The organism is Pontibacter locisalis (assembly GCF_042684605.1).
Classification (GTDB): Bacteria; Bacteroidota; Bacteroidia; order Cytophagales; family Hymenobacteraceae; genus Pontibacter; species Pontibacter locisalis.
The window spans coordinates 240,608-255,700 of record NZ_JBHULU010000015.1 but is presented as its reverse complement, the minus strand read 5'-3'; the positions used below and the strand labels follow the sequence as shown (position 1 = coordinate 255,700).

Below are 15,093 nucleotides of genomic sequence, written 5' to 3'. Positions count from 1 at the left end.
GAAAAACTTTATAAAAATGCTATTTTCTCAATATTCTAGTATGATTATAATTTAGCTCTCTGCTTAACCTTGTCATTTTTAAAACTTCATCATATAAGTTCCTGTAAATCGCGCAAAGGGAATGAGATAAAACCCTATATTTGCTAATTATTTTAGTAAAAATGACTTGTTGTTTTGATTTTGCCAAACATAACTATGGCTTTTGCGTATTAATTTAGCAAATAAGCAGAAAATTTATGAAACTAAAAGTAGATGAAAAGCCATTTCTGCCAGAAGGCAGACATGTGGTAAAAATAACGGAAGTAGAAGAGGGTAAAAGCGAGAATAAGGAAATCCCGTTTATAAATTGCCGTATGGAAAATGAAGATGGGTTCGTAAACCAACGTTTTTACTTAAGTGAACCTGGTCAGCCTATTCTAGCTGCTTTTCTTAAGGCTGTAGGAATAGACAAAAAAGAAGTGGACTCAAAAGAATTAAAAGGAAAAGCTCTGTCGATAAAAGTTGAAGAACGCTCCTACGAAGATGCCAATGGTAAAGAGAAGACCATAAAACAGGCTAGTCACTTTGAAGCAATAGGAGAAGCAGATACTTCTGACAGGTACTAAGATAAATCGTAATAAAATGAAAAGGGCTGCCATCTGGCAGCCCTTTTCATCAATATTTAAATTTATTATTCTTTGTCTTTTGACTTATCTGAGCCTGATGACTTGGAAGACTCTCTTTCTTCTTCTGTCTCATCAGAAGCACCTTTCAGCTTTTTGCCGTTGCTCTTTTTTGACTTGAAAGTAAGCTTTTCTTCTCCTTCCTTGTAATCAACCAGAATGGTATCTCCCTGGTTAACCTCGGCTTTCAGAATCTCTTCCGCAATCGGATCTTCGATATATTTCTGAATAGCTCTGTTCAACGGACGTGCACCGTATTTCGGATCATATCCCTTCTCTGCTACATAGTCTTTTGCCTCTTTTGTAAGCTCGATTGTATAGCCCAGGGATTCCACACGCTTGAACAGTTTGCTAAGAGACAACTCAATAATCTTGTGCATATCCTCACGGTTTAGCGAGTTAAACACGATTACGTCATCCAGACGGTTCAGAAACTCTGGCGAGAATGTTTTCTTCAGGGCGCTGGCAATAGTACCTTTCATAATGTCGTCTACATTCTCCTGCTTGCTCTTCGACATGAAACCGATACCGGCTCCAAAGTCCTGCAAGTCACGGGCACCAATGTTCGATGTCATGATGATAATCGTGTTACGGAAGTCAACCTTGCGGCCCAGTCCGTCTGTCAGAATACCATCATCCAGCACCTGTAGCAACAGGTTGTACACATCAGGGTGCGCTTTCTCAATCTCATCCAGCAACACCACAGAGTACGGCTTACGACGAATCTTCTCCGTCAGCTGGCCACCTTCTTCGTAACCAACATATCCCGGAGGCGCTCCGACTAAACGAGATACACTGAATTTCTCCATGTACTCACTCATGTCTATACGCACTAAAGAGTCCTCTTTATCAAACAGGTAAGTCGCCAGCACCTTGGCAAGCTCTGTTTTACCTACACCTGTTGGTCCTAAGAACACAAATGAACCAATTGGCTTCTTAGGATCCTTCAGACCTACGCGTGTACGTTGGATAGCTTTCACCAGCTGCGTAATTGCCTTGTCCTGGCCAATCACTCTGCCTTTCAGTTCTTCGCCCATGTTAAGGAGTTTCACACCTTCGTTCTGAGCAATACGCTTCACAGGAATACCTGTCATCATGGCAATAACCTCTGCCACATTTTCCTCTTTTACTGTATAGCGCTTTTTCTTTGTCTCTTCTTCCCAGCTTTTCTTAGCGTTATCAAGCTGGTCGATAAGCTTCTTCTCCTTATCACGCAGTTGAGCTGCCTCTTCATACTTCTGGCTCTTAACTACACGGTTTTTCTCAACCTTTATATTTTCGATCTGCTCTTCCAGCTTAAGAATATCCTCTGGTACCACAATGTTATTGATGTGTACACGTGCACCAGCCTCATCCAGGATGTCGATAGCTTTGTCTGGCAGGAAACGGTCGCTCATGTAGCGGTCACTCAGTTTCACGCAGGCCTCAATCGCCTTATCAGTATAGTTTACATGGTGGTGGTCCTGGTACTTGTCCTTGATATTGTTCAATATCTCGATTGTCTCCTCCGGTGTGGTAGGATCTACCATTACGATCTGGAAACGACGGGCAAGTGCACCATCTTTCTCGATGTACTGGCGATATTCATCCAGGGTAGTAGCACCGATGCACTGGATTTCGCCACGGGCAAGCGCAGGCTTGAACATATTCGATGCATCCAGGGAGCCAGAAGCACCACCGGCACCTACTATCGTGTGGAGCTCATCAATGAATAGGATCACGTCCGGAGACTTCTCCAGTTCGTTCATCACGGCCTTCATGCGCTCTTCAAACTGACCACGGTATTTGGTGCCGGCAACCAGCGAAGCAAGGTCCAGGGTAACTACACGCTTGTTGAACAACACGCGGCTTACCTTTTTCTGCACGATGCGCAGGGCAAGACCTTCGGCAATGGCTGTTTTACCCACGCCAGGCTCACCAATAAGGATCGGGTTATTCTTTTTACGGCGGCTCAGTACCTGGGCCACACGCTCAATTTCTTTCTCACGACCAACAATCGGGTCCAGCTTGTCATCCTCTGCCAGCTTAGTCAAATCGCGGCCAAAGTTGTCAAGTACAGGAGTACGCGACTTCTCGCCAGGCTTTTTGCTTGAGCTGCCGGATCGTGAAGATGAGCTGCCGAATAATTTGTCAGAATCATCAGAGTCGTCAGTGTCTGACGACGCCAGTGGATTATTACTATGATAATCCAAAGAGTCTCTTATTGCTTCGTAGTTCACGTTGAATTTCGCTAAAATTTGTGAAGAAATATTGTCTTCATCCCTAAGGATGGATAATAAGAGGTGCTCTGTACCAATGATATCACTCTTGAAGATCTTTGCCTCCAGGTATGTTATCTTAAGCACCTTCTCAGTCTGCTTGGTAAGCGGGATACTGCCGGTGATGTTACTGCTTTGGCTAGCTGTATTTCGGGTAGCTTGTTCTAAAGCGTACTTTAACTCATCTATCGAAACGCCAAGCTTCTTAAGCAGGGCAATGGCGGTACCTTCTCCTTCCCGAATCATGCCTAGGACCAGATGCTCTGTACCTATGTAGTCATGTCCAAGTCGAATAGCTTCCTCACGGCTGAGCGAGATGACCTCTTTCACTCGGTTTGAGAATTTAGCTTCCATGTATACTCTATAAACTTAAAAAAATCTAAAATTGATAATTGATTGAGGCTAACAGAAGGACCCTAATCTTAACAAGCCGTGCAGTACAATTGTTCAGCTTGGTGGCCGCCGTTACTGTAGAAATGAGAGTGACGCTGGACCCTGTGTAAACAACAAGTCAATTATACTTAACTCTGATACAAATTGTTTGCCAAATACTTGTGTATAGGTTTTTACGTGCAAATTGTCAGGATAGATTTTAGGATGTATCTTATTTCTTAAATCCAATACGTTTTCGGGAGCATTATTTTGGTAAGCGCCTGTGAAATTTAGTGACGTGTTTAGCTTTAGTAATTTAAGATAAAGCCGTAATAAATCAACGTTAAGCTCAAATAAAAATTTTGGCTGCCGCTCGTACACCTCTTTAATATAGTCACAATAAAATTCAAAATAAGGAGCACGCCCATAGGCTGCCTGTAGGGTGCGCCAGTGTACATTATACCATTTCTGGCTGTAATCTATTTCAATTTCGGTGATACGTGTTTTGTCTTTGCTGCTGCCTTTTAGCACCGGAACGCTTAAAGGCACTACCCCCTGCGCCGTGAGCACATGGCAACGGTTGCGGTAGCTTTGCTTTACATAGTTCTCGTGCTGTTCCACCAGTATACTTTCGGCTCGGAGTGCGTACCAAAAATATTGAACGGGTGGGTTGTACATTATTTCAGTAAGGAGGATCAAATTAAGAAATTGAAGTTAGTGAGTTAGATAGTTAATTTATTGACAAAAGACTCTGTGATAAAAGACAAATAATGGTTATACTATCTATCCTTGTCAGCATATCAGTTGTCAGCAGCGGAGCTGCCAAGTGCTAAATAAGCATGAATTATGTAATTTCATAATCAGGCGGATGATTGTACCTTTGCGGCTGCTAATTCGCGTATGGAGAGAAGAATTAATATCCCGCCACTGTATTATCCCCTTTGGTTGCTGCTCAAAGGCTTGTCTTTGTTACCATTCCCTGTACTATACCTGCTTTCAGACTTTCTTTTTCTGCTGTCATACCATATCATAGGTTACAGAAAGAAAGTAGTGCTGCATAACCTTCGGAATTCTTTTCCTGAAAAAGGGGAACAGGAGATAAAGGATATGGCAAAAGCATTCTATAGGCATTTTATGGATGTGGTAGTGGAGATCATTAAACTGGCCTCAATTAGTAAATCTGAAATGGAAAGACGAATCACGTTTACCAATCAGGAAGTGCTGGATGATCTTGTAAGGCAGGGAAAGCCAGTTATTACCATGGGGTCCCATTCAGGAAACTGGGAGTGGATTTTGTCGGCTGGCGCTGTGCAGTTTAGTTTCCCTGCCGAGGGTGTTTACAAGCCCCTTAGCAATGTGTTTTTTGAAGAGTTCATGCTCTACATTCGTAGCAGGCTAGGAGCTCGTCTGGTCAAGATGAAGGATACTATGCGCGACTTTATCAGGAATAGGAAAGTGCCTCGTGTTGTTGCGATGCTATCAGACCAGACCCCACCTTTCGGAGAGATTCAATACTGGACAAAATTTTTAAATCAGGAAACTGCTTTCTTTGTTGGAGCTGAAAAGCTTTCAAATTCGTTTGGCTACCCTGTTTTATACCTCGATGTGCAGCGGGGGCGAAGAGGGTACTACATTCTTACCTTTGAAACCATAACTGACGGGCAACAGGACTTATCTGCTTTAGGCGTAGAATATCCGATCACGGAAATTTTTGCTCAAAAGCTGGAAACAACAATCCGGCGTAACCCCGCCAATTATCTCTGGACCCATAAACGCTGGAAACATAAGCGACCACAGGTTACTAATTAAGAGTTAAAATTGTTAAAAGGCTATGGCTATAGGTATTGCTCAATGTCTCCGGCTCCTTCACGAAGCACCTCAAAGCCATTGCCTGTCACATCAACAACTGTTGAGGCTTTGTTGCTTCCGTAACCTCCATCGATTACACAATCCACCAGGTTCTTATACTTTTCATAAATTAACTCGGGGTCAGTGCTGTATTCCAAAATGTCGTCTTCATCGCGAATAGACGTGGAGAGTATTGGGTTACCCAACTCCTTTACCAACATTAAAGCAATTTTATTCTCCGGCACACGAATGCCCACTGTTTTTTTCTTTCCGCTGGTATACTTTGGTACATTACTGGTTGCATTCAGAACAAAAGTAAAGGGACCTGGAAGAGCCTTCTTCATTACTTTGTAGGTGGGTGTGTCTATTTTTGCATAATCAGAAATATGAGTAAGATCTGAGCATATAAATGACAGGTTCACTTTATCTGGTTTAACGCCTTTTATCTGACAAACACGCTCAATTGCTCTGGCATTGTGGATGTCGCAGCCAATTCCGTAGATGGTATCAGTTGGGTAAATGATGACACCGCCATTACGGAGGATATCTACAGCTTCAAAAATCTTGCGCTCCTGCGGGGTTTCCGGGTGTATCTGAAGAAAAGTAGCGTTGCTCATTGTTAGAATATTCTTTTATGTTTTTAAGTATAAAGTAAACATACTTGTTTAGATAAATCAGCGTTTCAGATAAATTGTGCAGCGAAGAAAGAGCGTTTAACTTTAATTTTCTCTTTTTCAGCTAATCAGTGATTCCAATTTAAATACTTAAGTGTTATTTTTGCTACCCGATTACCATAGGCTTGGAACCTAAATTTTGTTCCAAGCCTTTTACTTACACTATGGCTAACGACGCTAACACACCAAGAAGAAAAAGAAAGGAAAAGAGCAAATTAGTACCAGGCCTTATCGTACTGTTCTTGTTCCTGTTTGTAAGCTTCTCTTATTACGCTTACCAGATTGTTTACACAGCTAACGTAGATACAAAAGATCAGGATACCTATGTGTTGATTCCTACCGGTGCCACTTATGAACAGGCAATGGATTCGGTAGAGGCCACGGGTGTGATCATTGATCCGCTGTCTTTGCGTTTTATGTCGAAGCTGATGGATTATGATCAACTTGTAAAGCCAGGACGGTACAAGCTGGAACATGGCTGGGGTAACCGCCAGTTAATCGGAGTACTGCGCCTGGGGGAGCAAACTCCTGTTAAACTTACTTTCAATACCGTGCGTCTGCGCAATCAGCTGGCAGAAAAATTAGCCGCAGACCTGGAGCCTACAGAAGAGCAACTGGATAGCCTGCTTAACAACCAGGAGTACCTGAAGGAGTTTGGTTTTGACACGGCAACTGTTGTCAGCATGTTTGTGCCAAATACCTATGAGGTATACTGGACCATTACTGCTCCTGATCTGATGAAGCGTATGAAGACGGAATATGACAAATTCTGGAACGAAGAGCGTCGTGCAAAAGCAGATAAATTAGGGCTATCTCCTCAGGAGGTATCCACACTAGCTTCTATCGTGCAGGCTGAAACAGCTAAGAACGATGAAAAGCCTCGCGTGGCAGGTGTTTACCTGAACCGCCTGAACAAAGGAATGTTGCTGCAGGCTGACCCTACTGTTATTTTTGGGGTGAGAGATTTTAGCATTCGCCGCGTTCTTAACGCGCACCTTCGTCACGATTCGCCTTATAACACTTACCGTTACAAAGGTTTGCCTCCGGGCCCAATCAATGTACCTACCATATCCAGCATTGATGCAGTGCTGAACCCGGAAAAGCATAGCTACATCTATTTCTGCGCAAAGGATGATTTCTCCGGGTACCATAGCTTCGCCACCACTGTAGCCGAACATCAGGCAAATGCGCGTCGCTTCCATCGTGCCTTGAATGAGCGGAATATAATGAAGTAATTTCCCGTAGATGAAGAGAGCCTGCTGCGCTTTATTGGCACAGCAGGCTCTTTTTTTATACTTTCGTGTTTCGCCAATCTTTAAAACTGACAGCAGTGTTCGAATCAGAAGTACAAATACGCGTACGCTACGCGGAAACAGACCAGATGGGGTATGTATACTATGGTAACTATGCTGCCTACTATGAAGTAGCCCGTACCGAAGTATTCAGGCGACTGGGAATTCATTACAAAGAAATGGAGGCAACAGGTACAATGATGCCGGTGTTAGAGCTGAAATGCAAGTATATTCGTCCGGCAAAGTACGATGATTTGTTGACAATCAAGCTCTTATTAAAGCATAAGCCAACTGGTTCTCGTATAAAATTCGAGTACGAAGTTTATAATCAGGCTCAGGAGTTGTTAAATGTTGGAGAAACTACAATGGTTTTTGTGAACATGGAATCAGGTAGACCAACAGCAGTACCAAGCCTTATCCATGAAAAACTAGATTCGTACTTTGTAGCGAATGAGGCTTAATCAGCAGTATTTAAAACGCCGCAGAGCGTACCGTAAGTTCATCGTGTTTCTGAAGAGGTGGCGTTTCAACAGTGGTCAGTCTTCGGTGTACGAGGTTATGGATGTTCTCATTGGAGAACTACGCCTGGATTCTATTACCAAGCGCGCCTCTTACATGGCGTTCAACTTTACGCTGGCTATTTTCCCCAGCATCATATTCCTCTTCACACTTATCCCATACATACCGAGTGTACTTTCGCTGGATCTAAGTGAAAGCATCCTTAACTTTATTGCGGATCTTATGCCGGAGGAGATGTATGCTGTGGCTTATTCCACAATAGAGGATATCGTGAACAAGCCCCGTGGAGGTTTATTGTCATTCGGTTTTCTTTTTGCGCTTATACTCTCCACAAATGGGATCATGTCGCTGATGGATGCTTTTGATAAAAAGTATCATACCTTTTATAAACGCAGCTACATTAAAAAGCGATTGATTGCCACAGCCCTTACAGTGGTTCTATCGCTTATACTTTTTACCGCAGTTGCGGCTATTTTCTTTGGGCAATGGATTCTGGATGTGCTGGTGTTTTATGAGATTGTAACAGAAAGTTACACCTATACTTTGCTCGTGATTCTGAAGTATGTAGCTATTGTGCTGCTGTTCCTGCTGGCAACCTCTATTGTATATTATTACGTGCCGGCAATTGAGGATAAATGGCCTTTCTTCTCAGCCGGGGCGGTGGTGGCTACAGGGCTCATCTTTCTGGTGTCGATGATCTTCTCTTTTTACATCAGTGCCTTTGATACCTACAACAAGTTTTATGGGTCTATTGGGGCCTTGATAGGTCTTATGATCTGGCTAGATTTTGTGTCTATGATCCTGATTCTTGGCTTTGAGATCAATGTGAGCATCGATACCGTTACAAAACGCCTGGTGCGTACACGCAAATCAGTTACAGCTTCTGTAGCCAAGGCTTAACACAGGCTAAAGAAGGTTAACGGAGAGGTGTTAAATTTTAATTAAAATTTTAATCTTAAGAATCAGTGGTTTATGGTTTTTGAAGATAAACCGGTGAAAAATTTTCTCGTATAGCTTTGATAATTCAGAGCGAGACCCTACTTTTGTACTCGAAATCGTTAGAGAGTTGGCGGAGTGGTCGAACGCGGCGGTCTTGAAAACCGTTGACTGTAACAGGTCCGGGGGTTCGAATCCCTCACTCTCTGCAAAGCCTGAGCTGAAAAGCTCGGGCTTTTTTGTTTTAGAAGAATAAGAGCAACCTAAAAAAGAAGAAGCTGCAGTAAACAACTGCAGCTTCTTCTTTTTTAGCTCATCACCTCGTCAGCTAAACCAAACCATTCCAGTGCCTCATCTTCTGAAAGAAAATATTGGATATGGAAGAAAATTTTCGTGCTGCCTTTGACTTTATGATACAATGGCTCATCCGTTATCTGCTGCATCACATCGTTGGAAGAAACAACAGCTAAACGCTGTAAATTACTGCGATGAGCCATGCTGGCATAATACTTTGCTAACCAACTCTGATCACCTATCGAAAGAACACCTAACCTTTGTTTATTCACCAGAAGCCTTTGAAGCTTGTGCTTTATGAATAGCTGTGCAGCGTCCTGTATACCACACCTGTACTCTTCGCTCGAAACAGGTCTTAACCAACGAACCGACAGCAAATCTTTTTGTCTTGAGAGAGTTGCTTCCACGTAATCCGTGCGAAGCAATACGCCATCAATAACTTTTGAAGTTACAAAATTGGGGATATGGGCTTCTTTGTCTTCCTCTGTTTGTGTCAAACCTGAAAATTCACTTAATACAGGACCACTTCCATCTATAAGAATTGGAATAAGAGCCTCTGGCTCATTTATTCCAATGTCATAATCCTGAAAAAGCCACGCTTTGGCTTCCTTACAACACTCAAAAACGTCAGTTTGGTAGGGGAGGGCCTTAGTTTCCTCTGCTACCTGCTTATAAGCAGTCCATTGAGCACTGGTGTCGGCAAGAACTCTAGCGCTTCGGCGAAGAGATGTTTTCTGAAATGCCTGTTGAAGGAAACCAGCGGTACATTGCAGGTCTTTGATGGATGGTGCTTCAGTCTTTGTAAAGTCAATCAAAGAATACTGTACCTGTAGTTTAGCTATACATACAGCAATGGCACGTACACCATGCCGATACTCTTCGCTACTGACTGGACGTTGCCATTCAGCCTTCAGGTATTTAAATGACGTACTAAAGCTTAGTTTCAGGAAATGCAGGCTCATGAGGTGTGGTAAAAGATAAGAGGTTTTCTAAAGCTTTATTTACTAGACATGAATGGGCAAGTACCTTTGGTCAATTCAGCCTTAACTGCTTTCAGTGCAGCCGGAGGTACTGCTGGGCTTGTAGGTGATGGCCAGGTGAAAATAAAATCTGCGCCGCCTAATGCGCTTTCATCAACTACTATTGCACCTCCACGCTCCTCCACAATTTTCTTCACAATAGATAAACCAATACCCTGAGAGTCCTTCCTTACAGAGTTGCCTTTATCAAAGAGCCTGAATATCCGTCTTCTGAACTCAAATGGTACTCCTGGGCCGTTATCAGAAATACTTATAAGGAAGTGGCTTCCTTTTTCTGAACATTTTATCTCTACTTTTGGCTCCTCCTTGTCATTGAACTTAAAGGCATTAGATACCAGGTTCATGAACAACTGCAGCATTTTCGCTTTGTTGCCTCTTACGGTCGGTAACTGACCTTCTACAGATATGGTGCCTTTAGCCGGAATCTGGATAAGTTTCCGCACTTCTGCAACGGTAAGATTTAAGTCCACATCCTCTTCAACTTTAACGCTTGTTCCTGCATTTGTGTAAGCTGAAACACCTGAAATCATGTTGGTCATAGATTCAAGGCTATTTCTCACTGCAGCAATATATTCGTCCAGTTTCTCACTTTTATCCTGGGGTAATTCTTTCGTCATTAAGTGAATAAGCGCATGTATGTTTATTAGTGGGGACTTCAGATCATGAGCAATCATATACCCAAACCTCTCTAGCTCTGAGTTAATTATTTCCAGCTGCTCGTTCTTCTTCAGGAGCTTCCGCTCCAGCTCCATTTTATCAGTTACATCTCTGATAGTGGCAATCACAATTTTCTTATCCCTCATTTCTACAGGAGACAGGGCAACATCTATGTCTATTTCAGCACCGTCTTTTCTTAGTCCAAACAGGTGAAGGCCTACACCCATTCTTCGGACAGAAGGTTTTTCAAGATACTGGCTGAAATGCTGGTCATGCTTGGCTCTATATCTTTGTGGCAAAAGTACATTCAGCTTTTGACCAATTATTTCATCGGGCTGATAACCAAAAAGGGTAGTGATTTGCTCATTTGCAGCTATAATTTTTATTTGTTCATCAACAACAATAACTGTATCAGGTAAAAACTTAGTTACTTCCTCAAGAGATACAAAAGTATTCTTCATTGCTCTGACTCCTGACTTCCTTTGTTCCTGGAAGTGCTTCTTAGGGTTTTAAGTTTGTTTTGTTGGATTATGCTCAGTTGTTGTGATGTTAACGCCCCACTAAGTGATTGAGTTCCTGTGTTTAAACATTAAGCAGATCAAGGTGTTGGCGTTGAATTAGTCGCTGATAGTTTACTCATTAGTTCCGGGGCTTTACCCCTTTAAACAGGTGCTTTAGCCCAAAAAATCAGAAATACTTTTGTTGGAGTCTAAGATTTTATAACTGACTTAAAGTAGCTACGCCGGCTATTTAGGTTTAGAATTCATGTGTGGTTGCTAATCGGGCTAATGTTTTACTTATAATTGGACTTTCTAAAAAAGCGTCATGATATCTGTCATCTTTTTTTAGTTAATACCGAAGTAACTTTAAGAGGATAAAAGCAGAATATCCTAGTAGTCCCGCGCAAAGCTTAAAATTATGGTGTTAGAATCCTTAACTACAGATGCTGTTGGTTCAAAGTCCCATGGAGTGCAGCAGGATAAGAAAGTAGATTGGCACAGCCTGAACCCCATACAAGTAGAGGAACTTCTTAATACTTCTTCCTCTACAGGACTGAGCAGCAGCGAAGCCGGAGAGAGATTGGAGCGTTATGGCCGGAATGTTCTTACGCCAAAGCAGCAGCAAAGTGTTTTTATTCGTTTTCTGTTGCAGTTTCACCAGCCACTCATTTACATCCTGCTTATAGCAACGGTAGTAACTATCCTTTTAGGCGAATACCTGGATTCGCTTGTCATCTTTGCCGTGGTTTTTATTAATGCAATTATCGGGTTTATACAGGAGTCTAAAGCACTTAAAGCTATAGATGCGCTTTCCAGGAGTATGGCTTTAAGAGCACAGGTAATCAGAGATGGTAAAAGATGTAACATAGACGCGCAGGAGCTTGTGCCTGGTGACGTTGTTGTCATACAGTCTGGCGACAAGTTTCCAGCAGACTTGCGCCTGACTAAACTACGGGATTTGAAGGTGGATGAATCGTCGCTGACCGGGGAGTCTGTTGCTGTGGAGAAGAGCGTGGAACCAGTGCCACATGATGTGGTGCTGGGAGATCGGTTTTGCCTTGGCTTCAGTTCTACGGTGGTTACTTACGGACAAGGGAAAGGAATAGTGGTAGCCACCGGCGACAGCACAGAGATAGGTAAGATACAACAGTCTATTGCGGGTGCTGAGGAACTGCAGACACCACTTACCATCAAGATCAAGAAGTTCAGTCATCTGTTGCTTTGGGTAATTGTCGGGCTATCGGCAGTTGTGTTTGCTGTAGGTCTTTATCGGGGAGAAAGCGCCGTAGATATGTTTATGGTGGCAGTTGCACTGGCTGTAGGTACTATACCGGAAGGGTTACCAGTGGCTGTAACTATTATGCTTGCTTTGGGAGTGTCTAAAATGGCAGCCAGAAGGGCAATTATTCGCAAATTGGTGGCCGTAGAGACGCTAGGGAGTACCAATGTTATCTGTTCAGATAAAACAGGTACCCTGACAGAAAATCAGATGACCGTACAGGATATTTTTGCCGGAAACAGTACCTACCATGTAACCGGATTAGGATATAGACCAGATGGGGAGGTGACTGCTGGTGAGGAGGCTATAGTGGCAAGTATGAATAAAACCTTACAGTTGTGCCTGAAGGCAGGAATGCTTTGCAACGACAGTGCACTGAAAAAACAGGAGGAGCGATGGATTATAGAAGGAGATCCAACTGAAGGAGCTCTATTAGTATCTGCACGAAAAGCAGGTTTTATGGAAGAACAACTGGGCAAGGATTATCAACGCCTTGACAGTATTCCCTTTGAATCAGAATACCAGTATATGGCAACGCTACATACCAATCAGCCTAACGTTGTATTTATGAAGGGATCTGTAGAAGCTATTCTGGAAAGATCTGCTCTTTATATGCAGCCTGATGGCACCACAACCACCTTAAATAAGCGAAGAATCCTGAATGAAGTGGAAAAGATGGCTGCAAAAGGTTTGCGGGTTCTTGGGTTTGCGATGCTGGAAGTAAATGATAACCTCAAAAACATTGACCATAAAAGTGTAAGCGCAGGGATGATTTTCCTGGGTCTGCAGGGGATGATTGACCCACCTCGGCAGGAAGCAATTGTTGCTGTAAGGTTGTGCCAGCAAGCAGGTATCGATGTTAAAATGATAACCGGGGACCATGCTGTTACAGCCGCAACTATAGCCGGGCAAATTGGGCTGATGGGAAGAAAAGAGAATGGAAAACTTGTTGCGATAACCGGTAGGGAACTACAAGCTCTAAACGACCGGGAGTTAGAAGAAGCTGCTGAGGATGTGGCCGTCTTTGCCCGGGTGGCGCCTGATCAGAAGCTCCGTCTCGTTAAGTCTTTGCAAGCTAGAGGGAAAATTGTAGCCATGACCGGGGATGGAGTAAATGACGGTCCTGCTCTGAAGCAGGCAAACATAGGTATAGCCATGGGAATAACCGGTACAGAGGTGGCCAAGGATGCTGCCGATATGGTGTTAACGGATGATAATTTTTCTTCCATAGAAGGGGCGGTTGAGGAAGGCAGAGGTGTGTTTGATAACCTGACTAAGTTTATTGTCTGGACCTTGCCTACCAACTTGGGAGAAGGACTCGTTATTATCGCTGCTGTTGCATTTGGTACCCAATTACCAGTTCAGCCAGTTCAGATTCTCTGGATAAACATGGCAACAGCTGTGCTTCTGGGTTTGATGTTAGCGTTCGAGCCTAAGGAACCGGACATAATGAGCCGTCCTCCGCGGCCCGCAAATGAACCGATCCTAAGCTATGAACTCATCATGCGTACATTACTAGTCGGTACTCTGCTTCTTATTGCTGCTTTCAGCTTATACCTTTATGAGCGCCGGGTACTTGGAGCGTCTGTATCTGAAGCGCAAACGGTGGCTACAACGGTATTTGTGGTCTTAGAGTCTGTTTATCTTTTGAATTGCCGCTCATTGGTGAGACCAATGAATGAAATAGGTTACTTCAGCAACATGTGGGTATACTATGGTATAGCAGCTATGATGGTTTTTCAGGTGCTGTTTATTTATGTTCCTTTTATGAATACGTTGTTCCATTCCAGCCCAATAGGTGTAATGTCATGGATTCGCGTAATTGGAGCGGGAGCTATTTTATTTACCATTGTGTCAATTGAAAAAGCTATCAGGTTTAAAGTAGCAGAGAGAAAAGCCAGGCACAGCTAGTGTAAAATATAATACACTAAACTGTCTGGCTAGGTCTGTCTTATCCGAATCTTATAGCTATACTTCTAGCAGATAGAATGGCGTTTCATAACCATTCTGCTGCAGTACAGGTTTAGAAACATTAAACACCCGCACCCCGGTAGCGGTTTTACCTTCTAGTTTACCGATATGTGCATGACCATGAAAGGCAGCCGTTACATTTCTTCGGTTAAGCGGCTCCTCCAACCTGGAGCAGCCTAAGAAAGGATGTATGGCCTCAGGCTCGCCTTCTACTGTCGATTTTATGGGAGCATAGTGCAGCAATACAACCTTTTTCAGGTCTGAGTGCTCGCTATCCAGCTGCGCCAGGGCAGCATCTAATTTCAGCGCCTCATTTACTGTTTCCTGTACAAAATCCTTATTCAGTTTTTCTCCGAACATGCCAAGGGTATATTTATCGAAGCCTCCACCGTAACCTTTCACCCCTGCAAAACCAACATTTTCAATCACTTTGAAATCACCATCCAATAGCTGTAGCTGTGTTCTGGCAAAAATCTTTTGCAGTTTCTTCACCTGGTCTCCCTCGTAGTCGTGGTTGCCAAGTACAGCCAGCACAGGAATGGAGCAGGCTCTCAGTTCTTCAGCAAGCACCTCAGCTTCTGATTCTTTACCAGTATCTGTTAGATCTCCACAAAGCAAAAGCACATCTGCCTTGGCTGACACCTCTTTAAAGAAGTCTGTCCATTTGCCTTGATCAGTATCATGTACATGTATATCGCCTACGGCGGCTATCTTAAGCTTACCTGAGTTAGATTTCTTTTTATCCATGCTACTAAAACTGGATTTTTAGAGCTAGAGTTACACAGGCAGCT

12 protein-coding genes and 1 tRNA gene are annotated in these 15,093 nt (G+C 43.2%); 7 read left to right on the top strand and 6 right to left on the bottom strand.

Annotation, left to right across the window (positions count from 1 at the left end; genetic code table 11):
- The first annotated feature begins 236 nt into the window (after nucleotides 1-236).
- The gene (locus ACFSRY_RS11390) at nucleotides 237-605 is read left to right on the top strand and encodes a hypothetical protein (protein ID WP_377507146.1); all 369 of its coding nucleotides are present in this window, start codon (nucleotides 237-239) and stop codon (nucleotides 603-605) included.
- 65 nt (nucleotides 606-670) lie between these two features.
- On the opposite strand, the gene ACFSRY_RS11385 is transcribed toward ACFSRY_RS11390, so the two are convergent.
- Together ACFSRY_RS11385 and ACFSRY_RS11380 are read right to left on the bottom strand one after the other, a co-directional pair.
- A complete protein-coding gene (locus tag ACFSRY_RS11385) occupies nucleotides 671-3,274 on the bottom strand; it encodes an ATP-dependent Clp protease ATP-binding subunit (RefSeq protein ID WP_377507143.1) in 2,604 nt (867 codons plus the stop codon).
- Nucleotides 3,275-3,385: 111 nt separating this feature from the next.
- Entirely contained in the window at nucleotides 3,386-3,970 is a 585-nt protein-coding gene (locus ACFSRY_RS11380) for a WbqC family protein (protein WP_377507140.1), read from the bottom strand.
- A gap of 222 nt (nucleotides 3,971-4,192) precedes the next feature.
- Here ACFSRY_RS11380 and ACFSRY_RS11375 point away from each other — a divergent pair, with 222 nt between their 5' ends.
- On the top strand, nucleotides 4,193-5,101 hold the full coding sequence (locus tag ACFSRY_RS11375; protein ID WP_377507137.1) for a lysophospholipid acyltransferase family protein: 909 nt from the start codon (nucleotides 4,193-4,195) through the stop codon (nucleotides 5,099-5,101).
- A 26-nt stretch (nucleotides 5,102-5,127) separates the two neighbouring features.
- Here the strand turns inward: ACFSRY_RS11375 and ACFSRY_RS11370 are convergent, their stop codons facing one another.
- On the bottom strand, nucleotides 5,128-5,757 hold the full coding sequence (locus ACFSRY_RS11370; protein ID WP_377507134.1) for an L-threonylcarbamoyladenylate synthase: 630 nt from the start codon (nucleotides 5,755-5,757) through the stop codon (nucleotides 5,128-5,130).
- 221 nt (nucleotides 5,758-5,978) lie between these two features.
- Between ACFSRY_RS11370 and mltG the strand changes: the two genes are divergently transcribed.
- The 4 genes from mltG (at nucleotide 5,979) to ACFSRY_RS11350 (ending at nucleotide 8,770) form a co-directional block, all read left to right on the top strand.
- Complete coding sequence (mltG, locus tag ACFSRY_RS11365) at nucleotides 5,979-7,049, top strand: endolytic transglycosylase MltG (protein ID WP_377507131.1); 1,071 nt, start codon at nucleotides 5,979-5,981, stop codon at nucleotides 7,047-7,049.
- Between the two features lie 95 nt (nucleotides 7,050-7,144).
- A complete protein-coding gene (locus ACFSRY_RS11360) occupies nucleotides 7,145-7,567 on the top strand; it encodes an acyl-CoA thioesterase (RefSeq protein WP_377507128.1) in 423 nt (140 codons plus the stop codon).
- Nucleotides 7,557-8,525, top strand: coding sequence for a YihY/virulence factor BrkB family protein (locus ACFSRY_RS11355; RefSeq protein ID WP_377507125.1), 969 nt, complete (start codon nucleotides 7,557-7,559; stop codon nucleotides 8,523-8,525). The genes ACFSRY_RS11360 and ACFSRY_RS11355 overlap by 11 nt, the downstream gene beginning before the upstream one ends.
- A 160-nt stretch (nucleotides 8,526-8,685) precedes the next feature.
- Nucleotides 8,686-8,770 (top strand) — tRNA-Ser (locus ACFSRY_RS11350).
- 99 nt (nucleotides 8,771-8,869) lie between these two features.
- Here the strand turns inward: ACFSRY_RS11350 and ACFSRY_RS11345 are convergent.
- Nucleotides 8,870-9,817 (bottom strand): hypothetical protein, encoded by a 948-nt coding sequence (locus ACFSRY_RS11345; RefSeq protein WP_377507122.1) that lies wholly within the window; start codon nucleotides 9,815-9,817, stop codon nucleotides 8,870-8,872.
- A 35-nt stretch (nucleotides 9,818-9,852) separates the two neighbouring features.
- A complete protein-coding gene (locus ACFSRY_RS11340; RefSeq protein WP_377507119.1) occupies nucleotides 9,853-11,013 on the bottom strand; it encodes a sensor histidine kinase in 1,161 nt (386 codons plus the stop codon).
- A gap of 457 nt (nucleotides 11,014-11,470) precedes the next feature.
- Here ACFSRY_RS11340 and ACFSRY_RS11335 point away from each other — a divergent pair, with 457 nt between their 5' ends.
- Nucleotides 11,471-14,242, top strand: coding sequence for a cation-transporting P-type ATPase (locus ACFSRY_RS11335; protein ID WP_377507116.1), 2,772 nt, complete (start codon nucleotides 11,471-11,473; stop codon nucleotides 14,240-14,242).
- Between the two features lie 57 nt (nucleotides 14,243-14,299).
- Here ACFSRY_RS11335 and ACFSRY_RS11330 read toward each other — a convergent pair whose 3' ends face one another.
- Nucleotides 14,300-15,049 carry a metallophosphoesterase family protein gene (locus tag ACFSRY_RS11330; protein ID WP_377507113.1) on the bottom strand — a complete coding sequence of 250 codons (750 nt, stop codon included), beginning with the start codon at nucleotides 15,047-15,049 and terminating at the stop codon, nucleotides 14,300-14,302.
- Nucleotides 15,050-15,093 lie beyond the last annotated feature (44 nt).

Coding starts and splice junctions, on each gene's coding strand:
- ACFSRY_RS11330 (WP_377507113.1), bottom strand. CDS start 15,049: ATGGATAAAAAGAAATCTAACTCAGGTAAGCTTAAGATAGCCGCCGTA.
- ACFSRY_RS11385 (WP_377507143.1), bottom strand. CDS start 3,274: ATGGAAGCTAAATTCTCAAACCGAGTGAAAGAGGTCATCTCGCTCAGC.
- ACFSRY_RS11335 (WP_377507116.1), top strand. CDS start 11,471: ATGGTGTTAGAATCCTTAACTACAGATGCTGTTGGTTCAAAGTCCCAT.
- ACFSRY_RS11390 (WP_377507146.1), top strand. CDS start 237: ATGAAACTAAAAGTAGATGAAAAGCCATTTCTGCCAGAAGGCAGACAT.
- ACFSRY_RS11340 (WP_377507119.1), bottom strand. CDS start 11,013: ATGAAGAATACTTTTGTATCTCTTGAGGAAGTAACTAAGTTTTTACCT.
- mltG (WP_377507131.1), top strand. CDS start 5,979: ATGGCTAACGACGCTAACACACCAAGAAGAAAAAGAAAGGAAAAGAGC.
- ACFSRY_RS11375 (WP_377507137.1), top strand. CDS start 4,193: ATGGAGAGAAGAATTAATATCCCGCCACTGTATTATCCCCTTTGGTTG.
- ACFSRY_RS11370 (WP_377507134.1), bottom strand. CDS start 5,757: ATGAGCAACGCTACTTTTCTTCAGATACACCCGGAAACCCCGCAGGAG.
- ACFSRY_RS11345 (WP_377507122.1), bottom strand. CDS start 9,817: ATGAGCCTGCATTTCCTGAAACTAAGCTTTAGTACGTCATTTAAATAC.
- ACFSRY_RS11380 (WP_377507140.1), bottom strand. CDS start 3,970: ATGTACAACCCACCCGTTCAATATTTTTGGTACGCACTCCGAGCCGAA.
- ACFSRY_RS11355 (WP_377507125.1), top strand. CDS start 7,557: ATGAGGCTTAATCAGCAGTATTTAAAACGCCGCAGAGCGTACCGTAAG.